Origin of the sequence: Halorientalis salina (genome assembly GCF_005049285.1) — an archaeon.
GTDB lineage: Archaea > Halobacteriota > Halobacteria > Halobacteriales > Haloarculaceae > Halorientalis > Halorientalis salina.
Window position 1 is genome coordinate 194,567 of the sequence record NZ_SOSC01000002.1, and the last position, 16,441, is coordinate 211,007.

The window sequence follows — 16,441 nt, forward strand, 5'->3', positions numbered from 1 at the left end:
GATGCGGTACAAGGTCGCGCCGGACCCCGAGAACGGTCGCCAGGCGCTCGCAGCGGCCCACCGCGCCGTCCCGCTTGTCCCCGGGAGCACCGACGACTGCTGTGCTCGCCTCCAGACCCGACTCGACCTCCCGAACCGCGAGACGGCCAACGAGTGGCTGGCCTTTCTCGACGCCCTGGGGCTCGCGGCCGAGACCGACCGCGGGTACGAGCGCGTCCGGACCGACCTCGACGCCGAGGACCTCGGGGCATCATTTCGCGAGCGCGTCTTCGGCGCGCGCGAAGTGCTGGACGCGCTGGGGGCAGCCGACGGGCCGATGACGCCCGTCGAGGCGTTCGAGGCAGTTCGTTCGATGGTGCCTACGTGGGAACGGAATCGACACGCGGACTGGGAACGGGAGTGGCGAGACCGCGTGGCGCGATTGCTCGACTGGGCCGTGGTGTTCGACCTGGTCGAGCGGCGGTCGGACGGCTACGTCGCGGCCAGTCAGTGATCGTGGTCGTCAGTACCGTGGTGGTGTCCGCCGTCGCCCTCGGCGAACCGGGGGTTCGACTCCGCGAAGACGCCGTCGGGGTTGTCCTCGTGGAGCCAGACGTGGAGCGTCCGCAGGTCCGGGTGAGTGATGACCCCGTCGACGGTTCGCATCGTCCGGTCGCCGGACTTCCCCTCGGTCGACCCCCAGTTGAGCGTCGCCGTGTCGCCGGCTTCGATCGTCTCGTCGGCCGGCCGAAACTCCGCCCAGTACTCGTCGGTCAGGAGCGTCTCGAGGTCGTAGCTGTCGAAGTCCCGTTGGGAGGTGTCCGGCGTCGCGAACACGTGGGTCGCCGCGCGGTGTGACCCCCACCGCTCGGTGAGGCCCTCGGACCCGTCGACGAAGAGGTCCGGGTCTTCGGACGTCGAGTCGACGGGCACCACGTACTCGACGGACGCGAGTGACAGGCCGTCGTCGGTCCGCACGTACGTGAGCATCGGTGGTTTCTCGCGATTTGGGCCGTCCGATTCGGCCTGTGCGACCCGACCCTGATCGAGGAAATGCCACCCCATCCCGTCCATGTACGGACCGAGGACGGTGTACCCGTCGCGGCGAGCAGCCGACGGGTCCGCGTACTGCTCCGTCGCTGATCGGACGGCCGCGAACTGGTCCCCGAGTCGGCCCGACGCCTGTGTCGGTTGCGGGCCGTCCTCGCGCGTCGCAGTCACCGTGGGTGTCGCGGTTGCGCTCGTCCCTGCAGTGGTTCCCGTCGCCGTCTCGTTCCGACTGGCGTTCGAACAGCCGGCGAGCGCGGCGGCCAGTCCGGTCCCGACCGCGAGCAACGCTCGGCGTCTGCTGTATCCATCCCCCGAAGGATCCGTCTCAGACATGTGTTCGAAGCGTCGGCCCGGTCGTCCAAGTACACGCTGGCCGGGTCGTCGTCGGTCGATTGCGGAGTGACTATCGGGCGGTTGCAGACGCCGTCGGCGACCGGGCTTCGGCGAGCGCGCCAAACGCTTAACCGAACCCGATGCGAAACGTAGTCGATGAGAGCCGACGGGATCGACGCCGTCTTCCTCGATCTGGACGGGACCATCTGCGAGTACCGCCAGTCCAGTCGAGAACTGCTCTCGACGGCGTTCGAGGAACTCGACGTCGACCCCTTCTTCACCGCCGCGGAGTATCACGACCAGCTGTTCTCGCAGGTCGTCACCGACGAGACCAGGGCCGAACGCCGCGAGCAGGCCTTCAGGACGCTCGCAGAGACCGACGACCGCGACCCGGCACTGGGTCGACGGCTGGCGTCGGTCTACGCGTCGATGCGCGACCACGGCGACGTGGAACCGCTCCCGGGGGCGCTGGAGACTCTGGATTCGCTGGGCGAGCACTACGACCTCGCGTTGGTCACCAACGGCGGGCCCGAGATACAGGACCCGAAACTGGACGCCCTCGACATCGCCGACGCCTTCGACGTGGTGGTCTACGGCGGCTACGACACCACGCCGAAACCCGAACCCGGCCCCTTCCACGAGGCGCTCTACGCGCTCGACGCCAGCCCCAGCCGCGTCGTCCACGTCGGGAACTCCGTCCGGTCGGACGTGTGGGGAGCCGACGCCGCCGGCATCGAGTCGGTACTGATTCGACCCGACGGTTCGGACACGGTTACCGCCCCGGACTACCGGATCGAGTCGATGAGAGAACTGCAGGACCCGCCGTGGGAGTGACAGGGGTCACTCAGTCGGCGTCACGTCGACGACCCGCCCGACGCCCTTCGAGCGCCCCTCGCGGAAGACGAACTTCTGGCCCTCTTCGACGTAGTACGACCGGAATTTGAAGCGCACGCGAGTCGTCCCGTTGTCGCCCGGGAGGAGCTGGCCGTCCTCGGGGTAGAACGCGGCGGCCTCGCTGACGGTTTCCAAGTGCACCACCGGTTCGTAGCCGTCGCCGATGCGGGTCGGGTGGTTCAGAACCATCACTTCGGCCTCGAACTCCCGGACCGGCGTCGGGTCCGCCTCGGCCGGCAACAGGACCATCCCGCGCTCGACGTCGGCTTCCGCCACGCCCTTGAGCGCGATCCCGACGATGCGGCCCGCCCGGCCCTCGTCGACGCGGTGGTAGTGCATCTCGATGGACCGGACTTCGACCTCACGGAACGAGCCGTCCTGCATGGGGCCCAGCAGGAGTTCGTCCCCGGCCTCGACGGTGCCGGATTTGATGGTCCCCGATGCGACCGCGCCGACGCCGGTGACCTTGTACGAGCGGTCGACGTACATCGCGAAGTCGTCGGCCTCGGCACCGGCGGTCTTGGGCAATCGCTCGAAGAACTCGTCGAGCACGTCCAGCCCGTCCATCGTGACCGCGCTGGTCGTGACGACCGGGACGACGGTCTCGCTGATCTCCTCGATGGCCGCGTCGACGCCGTGGCGCTCGACCCGGAGCGGCGTCTTGTCGACCTCCCGGAGCAGGCGTTCGACCTCGCGTTCGACCTCGGCGACCCGCTCGTCGTCGACCAGGTCGGCCTTCGTGATGGCGACGATCGTCGGGAGTTCGGTCGCGAGCAGGATGCCCAGGTGCTCGCGGGTCGTCTTGGTCGGTCCGTCGTCGGCCGCGACGGTCAGCAATCCGTAGTCGATCTTCTGGCCGACCAGGCCGCGAATGGTGGTGCGGAGCCACGGCTCGTGGCCCACCGTGTCGACGAAGCTCACGAGGCGGTCGGCCTCCTCGACGACGCGAGCGCGGTCGGATTTGCGGTGCGGGTTGTCCATCCTGACTGCGCCGTCGTCGTCGAAGCCGTAGACCCCGTAGGACAGGTCCGCCGAGAGCCCGCGTTCGACCTCGTGGGGACGAACGTCGAGGAAGGAGCGGGTGCCGCCCTCGCCGTCGTCTGGATTGCCCGTGACCAGCGAGCCGACGAGCGTCGACTTGCCGTGGTCGACGTGGCCGGCCGTGCCGACGACGATGTGCTCGTCGTCTTCCATCACCGTGCCCTCGCGGATCGTCGCGACGCCGACGATGCCGTTTTCGGTCGACTTCGAGACGGGGGCGTGACTGTCCGTGGCGGTGGCGAACCCGTCGTCGACCCCCCAGGTCTCGACCTCCTCGATGTGTGCGCCGGCCTCCTCGGCCAGGAGGGACAGTACGTCCATCGACTCGGAGAAGGCTTCGGGTGGGATACCCGTGATCCCGCCGTCGTCGGTGACGCCGACGACGTAGGTCGCCTCGCCGTCGCCCGAGAGGACGCGGTGGCGCAACTGGGCTGCCAGGCTCTCGAACCGGCCTTCCCGCGCGTGAAGGTCCTTCGTGAGCCGCTCTTTGAACTCGACGCTGCCGCCCTCCTGTTCCCCGCGCTCGATCGCGCGTTCGAGGACGGCCCGGTCGGGGCTCATGCCAGGCGCTAAGGCGGTCGATATTAAAAGCTTTCCCCGAGTTCGGGTATTGTTGACATCCTTCCCGAACGTAGGGCCAGGAAGTTCCGTGAGCAACGGGCATGCAATCCGCCAGGGACGAACGCCGATTACGCGTCCCGGCCGATGCGCTCGGCCGCTTCGAGGAACCCCTCGCCGTACTCGCCGTCGGTCACCTCGTCGGCGGCCGAAAGCGCCCGGTCGTCGGCGTTGGCCACGGCGATGGCGCGACCGGCCGCCTCGAAGGTCGACACGTCGTTCTCGGAGTCGCCGACCGCCACGAAGTCCTCGGCGTCGAGGTCGAGTTCCCGAGCGACAGCGTGCAGCCCCGTCCCTTTGTTCTGGGCCGGAGATTTCACGTGGTACGCGAAACCGGTGTCGACGACCTCCAGGCCGTGGTCGGCGGCGATGGATTCCAGCGGCTCCAGCGGCGAGTCCAGACTCACGGCCAGTTCCGTCTCCCGCCAGCGGTTCACCATGTCGGCGTTCCCCCAGCCAAGGTCGTAACCTGCAGCCTGATACTCCTCGGCGACCGCCTGAGCGGCCACGGGTTCGCCCGTGAACACCACCGTCTCGGTCTCGGCGACGTAGCTCACGCCGCCGTTCTCGGCGATGACCCGGATCGGGATCGCGAGGAACTCACAGAGGCCGACCGGATACGGGAACGCCTTCCCGGTCGCGACGACGACCGGAGCCGCCCACTCTTTGAGCACCGGCATCGTTCGCGGGTCGATGCCGCGGTCGGGTCCGGTGAGCGTTCCGTCGATGTCGACGACCAGCGGGGGCGTCACGCGCCGGTCACCGTCCGTGCCAGCGTCGTCCGTGCGTACGCGTCCATGGCTAGGCATGCGTCTCACATCGCATAAGTAACCGCAGTCTGATGTGCCGATATGAAGCCCTCACCCGTCGCCGGGTGTCCCGACACCTACCTCGTCGACAACGAACTGTTCGGGATGGAGGAGGCGCTCGCGACCTACCTGCTGAACGCCGAGCGGCCCGCCGTCCTCGACGCCGGCACGACCGAGGGTGCCGAGCGCATCCTCGACACGATGGACGCCCTGGACATCGACCCCGGGGAGGTCGAGTATCTCGTCGTCAGTCACGTCCACCTCGACCACGCCGCCGGGACCGGCCGACTCGCCGAGGCCTGCGAGAATGCGACCGTCGTCGTCCACGAGCGCGGCTACCCGTTCCTGACGGACCCCGACCGTCTCGGGGACCTCGTCGAGAGCGTCAACGCAGCCATCGGGTTCGAGGATCCGTATGGAGAGCCCTCGGTCGTCCCGGCGGAGCGCTGTCGCGCCGTCTCCGGCGGCGAAACCCTCGACCTCGGGGACCGTGAGTTCGAGATCTACGACGCGCCCGGCCACGCGCCCCACCACTTCGTCTGCCTCGAACCCGAGAGCGGCACGCTGTTCGCGGCCGACGCCGTCGGTGCGTTCGACCCGAACGAAGGCGGAGTCGTCCCGACGACGCCGCCGCCGAGTTTCGACCTGGAGGCGAACCTCGAGACCATCGACCGACTCGCCGAACTCGACCCGTCCCGGACACTCTACAGTCACTTCGGACCGGGGGAACGCGGCGAGGCGAGCGGGGAACTCGACGACTACGCCGAGATGCTGCCGGCGTGGGTCGAGGCCGTCCGGTCAGCGCGCGAGGCCGTCGGTGACGACGTCGACGACGTCATGGCCGAACTCCGGCCGGAGTGGGAGAGCTCGACGCTCCGCCGGGACGTGGTCGGTGTTCTTGGATACCTCGACCGCTAGGAGAGCCGTTCGTACGCGCGGTTGACGCGCTTGAACTCGTCTTCGTCGCCCCCGTCAGTGTCCGGGTGGACTTCCTTGACTTTCTGCCGATAGGCCTGCTTGACGGCGTCGTCGTCCGCGCCGGGGTCCACGTCGAGAACCGCGTAGGCTTCGGCCTCGCTTGGTCCGTCCGTCGTCGACGGAGCGCGTCGCCGCTGGCGTTGGCGCTGGCCTTGCCCCCCGAAGGGGTCGCCCCGGGCACGAGAGCGCCGGCCGCCGCGACCGCCCGGTGGCGTCCAGTCCTCCCGGGGACCGGCACCGAACCCGCCCCGTTCCCGACTCCGACGCTGACGGGTACGGCGGCCCGACCCGGATCCGTCGGTGTCCGTCCGCGCCTGGCGCTCGACCGAGCGGTAGACCCGTCTGGCCAGCCGACCGCTCGCCTGGAACCACATGAAATACGCCGCCGCACCCAGCGCCAGCGCGACGAAGATGATCGCCGGATTGTAGATCACGCCCAGCAGCGCCAGCAGCACCGCACACCCCGCCAGGGCAGTCGCGATCCCGGTGATGAGCCGGTCGTGTTGCACGACTGCCCCTTCGTGTGCGACGACCGTAAGCCTCTCGCTGCCGGTTGGCACAGCCGCGGAAGCGACTGACTCCGGACCGCGCAGGGTTCATACGCGTGGGCGTGCTACTCCCTGCCATGAGCGTCTCCGGCAACTGTGCGGTCTGTACCGTGGGCGAGGTCAGTCACACCTGCTCGCACTGTGCCCAGTTGGTCTGTGACGAGCACTTCGACGAGGAGACCGGCCTCTGTGTGGAGTGTCTCTCCCAGGTCGGCGGCGGCGGTGGCACGGAACGCCAGCGCAGCCCCGAAAATATGCCCGATGGCGTCGACACGTACCGGTTTTAGCCCGGCGATATCCCATCCCGAACGAACGGCCGGGCAACGATCCCGAAAGGGAGCGCTCGGCTAGTTTTCCGGTGTACACCCGAAACCTCCGTTCGTTGTCACACCCGGCACTTTTTAGACTGGTCGTGGACCCGGAACGTATGCGCCGCCCCGACCCCTTCGCCGTCCTCCTGGGTGCGTACCTCGGTGCGCTCGCGTTCACTCTCGCCGTCGCGGTCGCTGGCTCCACCGTGGTCGAACCGCTGGCTTTCGTCGCAGGTGGCCTCGTCTGGCTGCTCGTCACCGCGATTGCCGATCAACGTACCCACCTCGCCGCCACGATGGCTCGTCGGCAGTGGCACCTCGCGCTGCTCGGCGTCCCGGCCCTCGTCCTGATCGGGTGGATGGTGACCTACGACGCGCTTCCCGCTGCAGACCGGACCGTCATGCCGTGGATCCCGTTCCTGATCGTCGCCCTCGTGATCGGTCTCGGCACCTACCTGCTCGCGAACCAGCGCATGCTCGCGTGGTCACGGGCGAACGACGCCGTCGTCGCCGAGTGGGTGGCCGAACCGACGCGACGCCACACGTGGTTCCTCCGAGGCCTCGCGCTGTCGGGCGCGCTCGCACTGCTCGGAGCCGGAGTGACATACGAGGACGCGGTCTTCCTGGCCGAGTTCGCGCCGACCGCGGCGGGCGTGCTCTTCGCCGCGGCGTTTTTCGTCGGCGGGAAACGACACTACGTCGCACTGGCCGACGGGCTCTACGTCAAACGCGTCGGCAGTTACGGCGGCGAGTTCATCCCCTGGTCGCGGTTCGCGGACTTCGAAGTCACGGAGAGTTCGCTGGCGCTGTACCGCTGGCTGCCGCCGCTGGCCTTCCGGTCAGCGCGGGCGGACGTCACGGACCTCCCGGCGATCACCGACGCGCTCGATCGGTATCTCCCCCGCAGGGACGCCGGTTAATCGCGGTACTGGTTGAGGCGGTCTTTTAGCCGCTTGGCGGCCTGTCCAGCGGCTTTGTGGAACTGCTCGCCCTGGTCTCTCGGCTCCGCCGCTCGACTTCCCGAGGCGCTCCGCGCCTCGCTGTCCTCTCCGGCGAAGATGATGCCTCGCGAGGAGTTCACGAGGCCGACCCCAATACCGGACTGTGTCCGGTCTGCCGACGAGCTTCGCTCGTCCAGCTTGGCGAGCCCGTGCTCGACGGCGGCCTCGGCGTCGCCGCCCTGCGCGCCGACCCCTGGCACGAGGAAGGGGATGTCGGGCACGATCTCGCGGATCTCCTCGAGTTCCTCGGGCTGGGTCGCGCCGACGACCAGCCCGACGTTCCCGTTCCGGTTCCAGGTGTCTGCCAGCGCGGCCACCCGCTCGTACACCGGTTCGCCAGATTCCAGTTCGAGGTTCTGGATGTCCGCGCCGCCGGGGTTGGAGGTGCGACAGAGCAGGAACACGCCGGCGTCGGCCCGTTCGAGGAACGGCTCCAGGGAGTCCCGCCCCATGTAGGGGTTGGCCGTGATCGCGTCGGCCGAATCGAGCAGGTCGGCGTACTGGCGGGCCGTGTTCCCGATGTCGCCGCGTTTGGCATCCAGCAGCACGGGCACGTCCTTCCCGTGTGCGTAGGCGATGGTTTCCTGGAGGGCGCGCCAGCCGTCCGGGTCCTCGTAGAAGGCCGCGTTGGGTTTGTAGCAGGCGGCGTGTTCGTGCGTGGCGTCGATGATGCGCCGGTTGAACGCCCACCGGGGCAGGTCCTTGTCCATGAGGTGCTCGGGCAGGCGATCCATGTCCGGGTCCAGCCCCACGGAGACGACGCTGTCCGCCGTCTCGATGCGGTCGGCGAGGCGGTCGAAGAAAGTCATTATCGATGGCTGGTCGGGACCCCACTACAAGGTTCCCATCCGATCCCAGGCGGTTCTCGGCCCGACTCAGGCGTCGGTCGCGTTGTAGACGACGCGCACGTCCACCGAGACGGTGGCGTCGCCGGTTTCGATGCTGGTCGACCCGCCCGCTGCCGTGTCGGCGGCCTCGGTCTGGTATCGAACCGGGCTGTAGTTGCGGTCGGTCGCGTCGATGCTCGCGACGCCGGTCACTTCCAGATCGCCGGCAGCCGCCAGCGTGTCGGCCTGACTCCGGGCGTCGCCCATCGCGTTTTCGAGGGCGTCGTCGCGCAGTTCCGTTCGGCTGTCCTCCGAGAGCGTGAACCGCACGCCAGTCACCTCGGCACCGCTGTCCGCGGCGGCGTCGACGACACCGCCGGTCGCGTCGGTGTCATCGAGGCGGACCTCGAAGGCGTGAATCCCGCGGTAGGCCGGTCCCTCTTCGGCCTGGGGACGTCGGTGTGGCTCGGTGATCCGGTAGTCAGCGGTCGAGATCTGGTCCTCGGCGACGTTCGCGTCGTCGAGGGCGCTACGGAGGTCCGCCGACCCGTCGGCGAGTTCGTCCCTGATGCGCTCGGTGTCCTCACCCTCGGCGACGACGGCGACGGTGACCACCGCCTCGTCGGGTGTCGCGCTGGCGCTGCCCTCGCTGGAGACGCTAACGGTCCTGTCCCCGGCGTCGGCTGCCGATGTCGTGTCGGCGTTCGGCGTGGCTTTCTGGCTGTCTGTGCGATCGGTCGTCATCACCGCGCCCGCCGTCCCCGCCGCCACGAGGGCGACGACGAGGGCGAGCACGGGGAGGGCTCGCTTGCGCATTGCACCCGACGCTTCGACGGGCACCACGGTATAACCGACGTAGAATCAAACGGCCGTTTGACTCATCGAACGGACACTCGCGGGAACACTGGCTGACTCCCTCCGGTCTTCACCCAAGCACCCGCTCGCTTCGCTCGCGGGTAGACTCAAATACCAGGCGTCGTTACGAACAGACGAATGGCACCGGCACCGGTCGCGGTCGTGTTCGACCTGGACGACACGCTCGCGGTCACGGACCGAACCCGGCAGACGCTCCTCGACGAAGCCACTTCCCACGCGGGCACAGACAGGATTGCACGCGCAGAGTATCTGCAGGCCCACGGCGCGGTCGAGGCGACCGAGACGCGCGCACCGATCTTCGAGCGACTGCTCGACGACGACAGCGACGCCACGGCGACCGATCTCGCAACAGCCTACCGAGAGAGAATCGAGGACGCGTTGCGGCCGGTCCCCGGCGCGGCCGATCTGATCGGGGACCTCCGGCGAACCTATCGCGTCGGCCTGCTCACAGACGGTCCGGTCGTCGCTCAGCACGGGAAACTGGAGCGACTCGGCTGGGAGGACCTGTTCGACGCCGTCGTGGTCACCGGGACCCTGGCCGCCGGCAAGCCCGACCGGCGCGCCTTCGAGGCCGTCTGTGACGCGCTCGACGTGCGCCCCGACGGGGCCGTCTACGTCGGCGACCGCCCCGAGGTCGACATCGCGGGCGCGGCCGACGCCGGTTTCCGGACGGTGCAGGTGCTTACGCCCGAAAATCCCGATTCCCGTCCCGAAGCCGACGCCGTCATCGACCGCGGGGAACTCGTCGCGCGGTTGCCCGACCTGCTTCAGGCCCTGTAGCGCTCACCGGCCGCGAGTACCACCTCGACGGCTCCTTTCACCTCGGCACCGCTCTCGACGAACACGAGCGTCCGGGGCGGTTCGACGGCTTTCGGGCGCACCCGAAGGCCCTCGTCGTCGGCTGTATCCGTGGCCGCGTCCAGCCCGGCCTGGAGTTCCAGGTACGCGCGGTCCGGCTGGACGAACACTTCGGCCAGACGGTCCTCGCCGACGGCCACGCCGTAGGCGAAGGCCCCGTCGTCGGTCGGCTCGGCGTCCGGGTCGGCGTCGACCACGGACAGGTCGGCGAGCACGCCGGTCTCGCGGCCGGTGATCTCGGAGGCGAGCAGTTGTGCGATGCGCTTCCCGTCGGTGATGCGTTCGTCGACCATCAGAGTTCACCCAGTGCGCGTTCGGCGACCTCGCCGACGTCGATGCCCTGCCGGCGAGCGTAGACGACCGCCGCGGCTTCGACCGTCACGCCGAGGTCGGCCTGCAGCGAATTGATCGCCGCGACGGCCTCCTGTTTCTGGACGCCGGCGTCGACGATGGCGTCGAGCGCGCGCTCGAACGTCGACCGCTCCTGGAGGATGGACTCGTCGGGGACGAATCCGTCAGGGACCGCGACCTCGTCGGGGTCGAACGTGACGGTCACGTCCCCGTCGGCGCGTTCGACGAACCCCTCGCTGGCCGCGACGTCGAGCAGTCGCTTCGCCTGATCGGGCGAGAACCAGTCGCGGTCGAGCGAGAGCGCGACCACGAACTCGCTCGTCCCCATCCGCTCTTTGCCCTGCTGGCGAAACGGTGCGGCGACGGCCGTCCGCAGACTCATCGTCCGTATCCGCAACTGGCATCCTTCTAAACCCATCGCTGTTGGTCGTCGATAGGGGCTCCGGTCGTCTCCGCTCACCGGTCGAGAGTCGAGAGGTTCAAGTATCCGCTCGCGAATCCAAGAGGTATGAAAGATCAGGGACGCTCCATCCGCAAGCGGACGGGCGGCCGGCTTCGACCGAACCACAAGAAGAAGAAACACGAACTCGCCGGGGAACCGACCGAGACGCAGGTCGGCGACGGGAAGCTGAAGTTCGTGGACACGCGCGGCGACACCGAGAAGGTCCGCGCCATCACGTCCGACACCGCCAGCATCGCCGTGGGCGACGAGGTCGTCGCCGCGGAGATCGAAAACGTCGCCGAGAACGAGTCCAACCCCAACTACGCGCGACGGAACATCATCACGAAAGGTGCCGTCCTCGAAACGAGCGAAGGCCGCGCCCGCGTGACCTCCCGACCCGGCCAGGACGGCCAGGTCAACGCCGTTCTCGTCGAGGAGTAACGCCGATTCTCGGTCGCAGTATCCCTTCTCAGTAACCGTCTAGCGCGTCGTGTGCCGGTTTCGACGAGTTGTCGTACGGCAGCCGATTCGCGCACCTGTCACGCCAACCGTTCAGGGACGTGGTGCGGCCTTCTGCAGTGCGCTCTCGGCGATGTTGCCGCCGTAGTCGGCCGTCCGGGACAGCGAGTCGACGACGAGCCCGAGCACCTGGGCGGTCTGGGAGTCCATCTGGTGGATGCGATCGTCGACCTCCCGGGCGCGGTCGTCGATGGGGCGGATCTGTTTGCGGGCCTCGTTGGCCAGCTCCGTGGCGGTCTCCGGGTCGTCCTCCAGCAGCGCGTCCATGGCGGTTTCGGGGACCGCCAGCGCGTCCTCGCGGAGGTCGTAGAGCCCCTGTGCGATCTCGTCGTCGACTTCGCCGATCTCCAGGGAGAACTCGGCGATCTTCGTGGCGTGGTCGGCGATGCGCTCCAGTTGGCGGGCGCTGGACTGGTAGTCGAAACACGTCACGCGTGGGAGCCCGATGTGAGAGGCCGCCGTCGGGTCGCGAAGGACCGTCCGGAACACCCGGGAGATCATGTACCAGAGCCGGTCGACGTCGTCGTCCCGCTCCATCACGTCGCTCGCGAGGTTGTCGTCGTTCTCGACGAGCGCGTCCACCGCGTCGGAAAGCATCGTCAACGCGACCAGCCGCATGCGCGTGATGGCGTTGTGAACCGACAGCTCCGAGGAGTCGAGTAAGTCCTGGAGGACCACGCGCTCGCTGGTCTCCTCGATGACCTCCAGTCCGACCAGTCCCTGGGTGGCCTGGCGGATGGTTCGGCGCTGCTTTGCTTCCACGCGCGGGGTCTCCAGCGTGATGATGTCGAAGCCGCTGACGTACATCGTCATCACTGCGCGCGTGAGCTGGTCGCCCTCCAGTCCAGTGACGTCGAGGGTCCCCTCGGAGCGTTCGTCGGCCGTTTTCGGTGAGAGGAGGAGTGAATCGCTCTCGGCGTGGAATTCGACGACGCTGCCCGCGCTCACGTCGTTTGCCGTCGCCCAGTCTTTCGGTAACGAAACCGTGTACGTCGATCCGCCTGTCACCTGGACCTTTCGCGTCTCCATGCCACCGTGTTCCCCCGTATCCGCAATAAATCAATCCATGTCTATATACGAGAGACCGATATACCTATTTTTAGGTTCGGCTACGAGTAAACCAAACTAACGGGTCCGTGGCCCCGAAGTTGTGGCCGAGATTACGATGGTTGGCCGATAGTATGAGTCGACCTCCATCTCGGCGATTCCCCGAACCCGATGGAAAGGCGGACAGAGGCCGGATATTGTCCCAGACCTGAATTTGTGAATCTATACCAATACAGAAAGCTATATAGATTATAGATTATTCGGTAAAGGTAATAGTAGAGTATTTACCCGTATGTCTGCCCATTTCAGACGATGACACGCGAGCTAACTTCGGTGTCGCGACGCGAGTTCGTCGCAGGTGTTGGTGCGACAAGTGCCCTGGCGCTGGCAGGGTGTACGCAGGACACGAGCGGAGACGGCGGACTCTCGGGCGAGGTCGTCGTCAAAGGGAGCAGTACGGTGTTTCCGGTCTCGGACAAGATGGCCGAGGAGTTCATGTCCGAACACGGGGACGTGAACGTCACCACCGACTCGACGGGGAGCGGTGGCGGCTTCGAGAACCACTTCTGTCCGGGCAACGCCGACATCAACGGCGCGTCCCGGCCGATCACGGACAGCGAAATCGAACACTGTGGCGAGAACGACGTCGAACCCATCGAGTTCCAGGTTGCCAGCGACGCGCTGACGGTGGCGGTCAACAACGCCTCCGACGTCGACTGCGTCACCTTCGACGAGCTGTCCCAGATCTGGCGTGAAGACCGCACCACCACGTGGTCGGACGTCAACGAGGAGTGGCCCAACCAGGAGTTCAGTCTGTACGGCCCCGCCAACACCTCCGGGACGTACGACTGGTTCAACGAGAACGTCGTCGGTGAGGAGTACAGCCACACCGCCGACCACCAGGCGACCGAGGACGACAACCAGATCGTTCGCGGGATCGAGGACAACGAGAACGCGATGGGTTACTTCGGGTACGCCTATTACCAGGAGAACAGCGACCGCGTGAAAGCCCTCGAGATCGAGCAATCGGAAGGCGACGGCTGTACCGAACCGAGCCTGTCGAACGCCAAGGACGGCTCCTACCCGATGGCCCGGCCGCTGTTCATCTACGTGAACAAGGAGTCCCTCCAGCGCGAGGAAGTCTACGAGTTCGTGAAGTTCTACCTCGAAAACGCCGAAACGAACCTCGTCCAGGACATCGGCTACGTCCCGTCAGGGACCGACCTCCGCGACGAGAACCTGAGCAAACTCGAAGAGAACTACGACGCCTGATCGAGTCACACTAAACCGCCCTCTTTACGTACCCAACCTACCACCGAATTCACAATGAGTACAGACACACAACCGGACATCACGTCACGCCCCACGGGTAAAGTGGCGAGAGAGAAACTGTACAACGGGATCTTCTTTTTGTGTGCCGCGTTGTCCGTCGCAGTCACGCTCAGTATCGTCGTGCTGCTGGCGAGAGACGCCGTCGGCTTTTTCGCGGCGGTCCCGCCGAGCGACTTCTTCCTGGGGACGGAGTTCGTCGCCTCGAAAGGGAAGTTCGGCGTGTTACCCCTGGTTTCGGGGACGCTCCTCGTCACCGTCCTCTCGGCACTGATCGCGATACCGATCGGTGTCGCAGCCGCCGTCTATCTCAGCGAATACGCGAGCGAGCGGATGCGCGCGGTTCTCAAACCCGGTCTCGAGATCCTCGCCGGCATCCCGACGGTCGTCTACGGCTTTTTCGCGCTCGTGTACGTGACGCCGTTCCTCCGCGTCCTGGGACTGCCGGTCGCAACGTTCAACGTCCTCAGCGCGTCGCTGATGGTCGGGATCATGATCATCCCGATGGTCTCCTCGCTCAGCGAGGACGCGATGAGTTCCGTTCCCGATTCGTTGCGCCAGGCCGGCTACGGGCTCGGTGCGACCAAATACGACGTCTCGACCAGTATCGTCATTCCGGCGGCGCTCTCGGGTATCTTCTCTTCGTTCATTCTCGCACTGTCACGGGCCATCGGCGAGACGATGATCGTCGCCGTCGCGATGGGGTTGTCCCCTCAGATGCTCGACCTCTCGGACCCGTTGAGCAACGTTTTGGGCAACGGCCAGACGATGACCTCGAAGATGGTCCAGGTCGTCGGGTCGGAGCTCGCTGGCAGCGACGCCGGCTACAAGAGTCTGTTTGCCATCGGAATCACGCTGTTCGCGATCACATTCATCATGAACTTGATTAGTAATCGTATCGCGGCGCGGTACCGGGAGGAGTACGAATGACGGACACCGGTCGTCGGGAGGTGCGAAACTGATGGCGACCCAGGACGGACTCGAGACGTCACGGGAGGGCGACCAGCAGGTCAGTCGCATGCGCGGGCGAATTTTCGAGGCCATGTGCCTCGCTGCGACGGCTATCGGCCTCGTCGCCGTCGGTATCCTACTGCTGTACGTGACCGCAGACGCCATCAGACCGTTCTCGGCCGATCCCGGCTGGCATCTCGTGTTCTTCGCCACACTCGTCGTCCCGTCGACGGGCTTCGGACTCTACCTGTACGCGAGGGACGGGAACGCAGGAAAGGTCGCGTACACGGCACTCGGATTGGGGCTCATCGGCGTCCTCCTCGCCGGCGCGTTGGTCATCCTCTTCGTCGAGATATTCCCCTACGGCGAATGGTTCGCGCTCAGCATCGCACTCGCGATACTGGGGGCAGTGACGGTCGTCCACAGACGATACCGTCGCCACGCGGAGACCGAGCGAACCGGACTATTGATCGTCACGCTGCTGGTGACTGTGTTCGGAATTCCACCCGGTGCCATCGCCGAACTGCTGGGACTGCCGTTCTACATCCCGAGCGTTCGGGGACTGATCGCCTCGTCCCCGGTCCTCCCGCTTGACTGGATCATGCTCGTCCCGTCGCTCGTGCTCCCGGTCGCGGCAGCGGCAGGCTGGTTCGTCCGTGGTCGGCGGGAGAGCAACCGTGCCGGCCTCGTTACGGCAGGTGCCGTGATCGTCGGCTCCGTGCTCGGTGTCGGCCTCGGCCCCGTCGTCGGCGTCGGTGTCGAGGGGTGGATGCTCATCGTTCTCTCGACGGCCGTTCCGCTCGGGCTGTACGTCGAAAGCGTGCTCCGGCGCGACGAGGGTCGCCTCGGACTGTTGTTCCCGGTCGTCCTCGTTGGGGGCACGCTCCTGGGAGCAGTCCTCACCCGGACGCTCGGCTTCGCCGGTCCCGACCCGTGGCTCGACTGGGGCTTTCTGACGAGTGCCACGTCGACGACGCCCGCGGACGCCGGGATCTACCCGGTGATGGTCGGCTCGATCATGCTGCTCATCGTCATCGTTCTCACGACGTTCCCCGTCGGCGTCGGTGCCGCGATCTACCTCGAAGAGTACGCGCCCTCGTCGGGGCTGATGGGACGGCTCGTGACGCTCATCGAGATCAACATCGGCAACCTCGCGGGCGTCCCGTCGGTGGTGTACGGACTGTTGGGTCTGGCGCTGTTCGTCAGGTTCTTCCAGATGCCGACCGGGTCGGTCATCGTCGGCGGTCTCGCGGTCGGACTCCTGATCCTCCCGATCATCATCATCTCCGCACAGGAGGCGATTCGGTCGGTCCCGGATTCGATGCGGGAGGCCTCCTACGGTATGGGGGCGACCCGCTGGCAGACAGTCAGAAACGTCGTCCTCCCCGAGGCGCTGCCTGGTATCCTCACGGGAACGATTCTGGCGTTCGGTCGTGCGATCGGCGAGACGGCACCGCTACTGATGATCGGGATGGCGGCGTCCGTTCGGGTCCCGCCGAACGGGTTTTTCAGCAGGTCCGGTGCGATGCCACGACAGATCTTCCAGTGGGCCCGACAGTTCGATCCGGCGTTCCTCAACGGGGTCCTTCCCGCGGGCGTCGTCACGCTCGTGTTCGTGCTCCTGGTCATGAACGGGACGGCAATCATCATCCGCAACAGGTATCAACGAGGGAGTTAAG

19 protein-coding genes are annotated in these 16,441 nt (G+C 66.8%); 10 read left to right on the plus strand and 9 right to left on the minus strand.

Annotated features, from left to right (window positions below):
* Position 1 precedes the first annotated feature (1 nt).
* On the plus strand, positions 2-493 hold the full coding sequence (locus E2481_RS05455) for a hypothetical protein (RefSeq protein WP_136716120.1): 492 nt from the start codon (positions 2-4) through the stop codon (positions 491-493).
* On the opposite strand, the gene E2481_RS05460 is transcribed toward E2481_RS05455, so the two are convergent.
* Positions 487-1,362 carry a hypothetical protein gene (locus tag E2481_RS05460; RefSeq protein WP_136716121.1) on the minus strand — a complete coding sequence of 292 codons (876 nt, stop codon included), beginning with the start codon at positions 1,360-1,362 and terminating at the stop codon, positions 487-489. The genes E2481_RS05455 and E2481_RS05460 overlap by 7 nt on opposite strands.
* Before the next feature lie 156 nt (positions 1,363-1,518).
* On the opposite strand from E2481_RS05460, the gene E2481_RS05465 reads away from it, so the two are divergent.
* Positions 1,519-2,196, plus strand: a complete 678-nt coding sequence (locus tag E2481_RS05465) for an HAD family hydrolase (RefSeq protein WP_136716122.1) — start codon at positions 1,519-1,521, stop codon at positions 2,194-2,196.
* A gap of 6 nt (positions 2,197-2,202) precedes the next feature.
* Here the strand turns inward: E2481_RS05465 and E2481_RS05470 are convergent, their stop codons facing one another.
* Positions 2,203-3,858, minus strand: a complete 1,656-nt coding sequence (locus E2481_RS05470) for a GTPBP1 family GTP-binding protein (protein WP_136716123.1) — start codon at positions 3,856-3,858, stop codon at positions 2,203-2,205.
* Between the two features lie 128 nt (positions 3,859-3,986).
* Positions 3,987-4,724, minus strand: a complete 738-nt coding sequence (locus E2481_RS05475) for a phosphoglycolate phosphatase (RefSeq protein WP_136716124.1) — start codon at positions 4,722-4,724, stop codon at positions 3,987-3,989.
* Positions 4,725-4,766: 42 nt separating this feature from the next.
* Between E2481_RS05475 and E2481_RS05480 the strand changes: the two genes are divergently transcribed.
* A complete protein-coding gene (locus E2481_RS05480; RefSeq protein ID WP_136716125.1) occupies positions 4,767-5,642 on the plus strand; it encodes an MBL fold metallo-hydrolase in 876 nt (291 codons plus the stop codon).
* Here E2481_RS05480 and E2481_RS05485 read toward each other — a convergent pair.
* Positions 5,639-6,211 carry a J domain-containing protein gene (locus E2481_RS05485; RefSeq protein WP_136716126.1) on the minus strand — a complete coding sequence of 191 codons (573 nt, stop codon included), beginning with the start codon at positions 6,209-6,211 and terminating at the stop codon, positions 5,639-5,641. The genes E2481_RS05480 and E2481_RS05485 overlap by 4 nt on opposite strands.
* Before the next feature lie 116 nt (positions 6,212-6,327).
* On the opposite strand from E2481_RS05485, the gene E2481_RS05490 reads away from it, so the two are divergent.
* Positions 6,328-6,537, plus strand: a complete 210-nt coding sequence (locus E2481_RS05490) for a hypothetical protein (protein WP_136716127.1) — start codon at positions 6,328-6,330, stop codon at positions 6,535-6,537.
* A 140-nt stretch (positions 6,538-6,677) separates the two neighbouring features.
* Positions 6,678-7,481, plus strand: coding sequence for a hypothetical protein (locus tag E2481_RS05495; RefSeq protein ID WP_136716128.1), 804 nt, complete (start codon positions 6,678-6,680; stop codon positions 7,479-7,481).
* Here the strand turns inward: E2481_RS05495 and pyrF are convergent.
* Together pyrF and E2481_RS05505 are read right to left on the minus strand one after the other, a co-directional pair.
* Positions 7,478-8,371, minus strand: coding sequence for an orotidine-5'-phosphate decarboxylase (gene pyrF / locus E2481_RS05500; protein WP_136716129.1), 894 nt, complete (start codon positions 8,369-8,371; stop codon positions 7,478-7,480). The genes E2481_RS05495 and pyrF overlap by 4 nt on opposite strands.
* Before the next feature lie 66 nt (positions 8,372-8,437).
* On the minus strand, positions 8,438-9,205 hold the full coding sequence (locus tag E2481_RS05505) for an SIMPL domain-containing protein (RefSeq protein WP_136716130.1): 768 nt from the start codon (positions 9,203-9,205) through the stop codon (positions 8,438-8,440).
* Positions 9,206-9,382: 177 nt separating this feature from the next.
* Between E2481_RS05505 and E2481_RS05510 the strand changes: the two genes are divergently transcribed.
* On the plus strand, positions 9,383-10,045 hold the full coding sequence (locus E2481_RS05510; protein WP_136716131.1) for an HAD family hydrolase: 663 nt from the start codon (positions 9,383-9,385) through the stop codon (positions 10,043-10,045).
* Here the strand turns inward: E2481_RS05510 and E2481_RS05515 are convergent.
* Both E2481_RS05515 and E2481_RS05520 read right to left on the minus strand, forming a co-directional pair.
* Positions 10,033-10,416: a hypothetical protein gene (locus E2481_RS05515; protein ID WP_136716132.1), complete on the minus strand. Its 384-nt coding sequence runs from the start codon at positions 10,414-10,416 to the stop codon at positions 10,033-10,035. The two genes, E2481_RS05510 and E2481_RS05515, sit on opposite strands and share 13 nt — an antisense overlap.
* The gene (locus E2481_RS05520; protein WP_136716133.1) at positions 10,416-10,856 is read right to left on the minus strand and encodes a DUF2240 family protein; all 441 of its coding nucleotides are present in this window, start codon (positions 10,854-10,856) and stop codon (positions 10,416-10,418) included. Before E2481_RS05520 ends, E2481_RS05515 begins: the two co-directional genes overlap by 1 nt.
* Positions 10,857-10,982: 126 nt before the next feature.
* On the opposite strand from E2481_RS05520, the gene E2481_RS05525 reads away from it, so the two are divergent.
* A complete protein-coding gene (locus tag E2481_RS05525; protein ID WP_136716134.1) occupies positions 10,983-11,357 on the plus strand; it encodes a 30S ribosomal protein S8e in 375 nt (124 codons plus the stop codon).
* Positions 11,358-11,468: 111 nt separating this feature from the next.
* On the opposite strand, the gene E2481_RS05530 is transcribed toward E2481_RS05525, so the two are convergent.
* Entirely contained in the window at positions 11,469-12,464 is a 996-nt protein-coding gene (locus E2481_RS05530; RefSeq protein ID WP_136716135.1) for a phosphate signaling complex PhoU family protein, read from the minus strand.
* A 330-nt stretch (positions 12,465-12,794) separates the two neighbouring features.
* Here E2481_RS05530 and E2481_RS05535 point away from each other — a divergent pair, with 330 nt between their 5' ends.
* The 3 genes from E2481_RS05535 to pstA are packed head-to-tail and all read left to right on the plus strand — an operon-like array spanning position 12,795 to position 16,440.
* Positions 12,795-13,754, plus strand: a complete 960-nt coding sequence (locus tag E2481_RS05535; RefSeq protein ID WP_136716136.1) for a PstS family phosphate ABC transporter substrate-binding protein — start codon at positions 12,795-12,797, stop codon at positions 13,752-13,754.
* A 54-nt stretch (positions 13,755-13,808) separates the two neighbouring features.
* Positions 13,809-14,741, plus strand: coding sequence for a phosphate ABC transporter permease subunit PstC (pstC, locus tag E2481_RS05540; protein WP_136716137.1), 933 nt, complete (start codon positions 13,809-13,811; stop codon positions 14,739-14,741).
* Positions 14,742-14,772: 31 nt separating this feature from the next.
* Positions 14,773-16,440: a phosphate ABC transporter permease PstA gene (gene pstA, locus E2481_RS05545; protein ID WP_136716138.1), complete on the plus strand. Its 1,668-nt coding sequence runs from the start codon at positions 14,773-14,775 to the stop codon at positions 16,438-16,440.
* Position 16,441: the final 1 nt, after the last annotated feature.

Excerpts from the sequence above, each read along its gene's own strand:
- E2481_RS05455 (WP_136716120.1), top strand. The coding sequence starts at position 2 with ATGCGGTACAAGGTCGCGCCGGACCCCGAGAACGGTCGCCAGGCGCTC.
- E2481_RS05460 (WP_136716121.1), bottom strand. The coding sequence starts at position 1,362 with ATGTCTGAGACGGATCCTTCGGGGGATGGATACAGCAGACGCCGAGCG.
- E2481_RS05465 (WP_136716122.1), top strand. The coding sequence starts at position 1,519 with ATGAGAGCCGACGGGATCGACGCCGTCTTCCTCGATCTGGACGGGACC.
- E2481_RS05470 (WP_136716123.1), bottom strand. The coding sequence starts at position 3,858 with ATGAGCCCCGACCGGGCCGTCCTCGAACGCGCGATCGAGCGCGGGGAA.
- E2481_RS05475 (WP_136716124.1), bottom strand. The coding sequence starts at position 4,724 with ATGCCTAGCCATGGACGCGTACGCACGGACGACGCTGGCACGGACGGT.
- E2481_RS05480 (WP_136716125.1), top strand. The coding sequence starts at position 4,767 with ATGAAGCCCTCACCCGTCGCCGGGTGTCCCGACACCTACCTCGTCGAC.
- E2481_RS05490 (WP_136716127.1), top strand. The coding sequence starts at position 6,328 with ATGAGCGTCTCCGGCAACTGTGCGGTCTGTACCGTGGGCGAGGTCAGT.
- E2481_RS05495 (WP_136716128.1), top strand. The coding sequence starts at position 6,678 with ATGCGCCGCCCCGACCCCTTCGCCGTCCTCCTGGGTGCGTACCTCGGT.
- pyrF (WP_136716129.1), bottom strand. The coding sequence starts at position 8,371 with ATGACTTTCTTCGACCGCCTCGCCGACCGCATCGAGACGGCGGACAGC.
- E2481_RS05505 (WP_136716130.1), bottom strand. The coding sequence starts at position 9,205 with ATGCGCAAGCGAGCCCTCCCCGTGCTCGCCCTCGTCGTCGCCCTCGTG.
- E2481_RS05510 (WP_136716131.1), top strand. The coding sequence starts at position 9,383 with ATGGCACCGGCACCGGTCGCGGTCGTGTTCGACCTGGACGACACGCTC.
- E2481_RS05515 (WP_136716132.1), bottom strand. The coding sequence starts at position 10,416 with ATGGTCGACGAACGCATCACCGACGGGAAGCGCATCGCACAACTGCTC.
- E2481_RS05520 (WP_136716133.1), bottom strand. The coding sequence starts at position 10,856 with ATGAGTCTGCGGACGGCCGTCGCCGCACCGTTTCGCCAGCAGGGCAAA.
- E2481_RS05525 (WP_136716134.1), top strand. The coding sequence starts at position 10,983 with ATGAAAGATCAGGGACGCTCCATCCGCAAGCGGACGGGCGGCCGGCTT.
- E2481_RS05530 (WP_136716135.1), bottom strand. The coding sequence starts at position 12,464 with ATGGAGACGCGAAAGGTCCAGGTGACAGGCGGATCGACGTACACGGTT.
- E2481_RS05535 (WP_136716136.1), top strand. The coding sequence starts at position 12,795 with ATGACACGCGAGCTAACTTCGGTGTCGCGACGCGAGTTCGTCGCAGGT.
- pstC (WP_136716137.1), top strand. The coding sequence starts at position 13,809 with ATGAGTACAGACACACAACCGGACATCACGTCACGCCCCACGGGTAAA.
- pstA (WP_136716138.1), top strand. The coding sequence starts at position 14,773 with ATGGCGACCCAGGACGGACTCGAGACGTCACGGGAGGGCGACCAGCAG.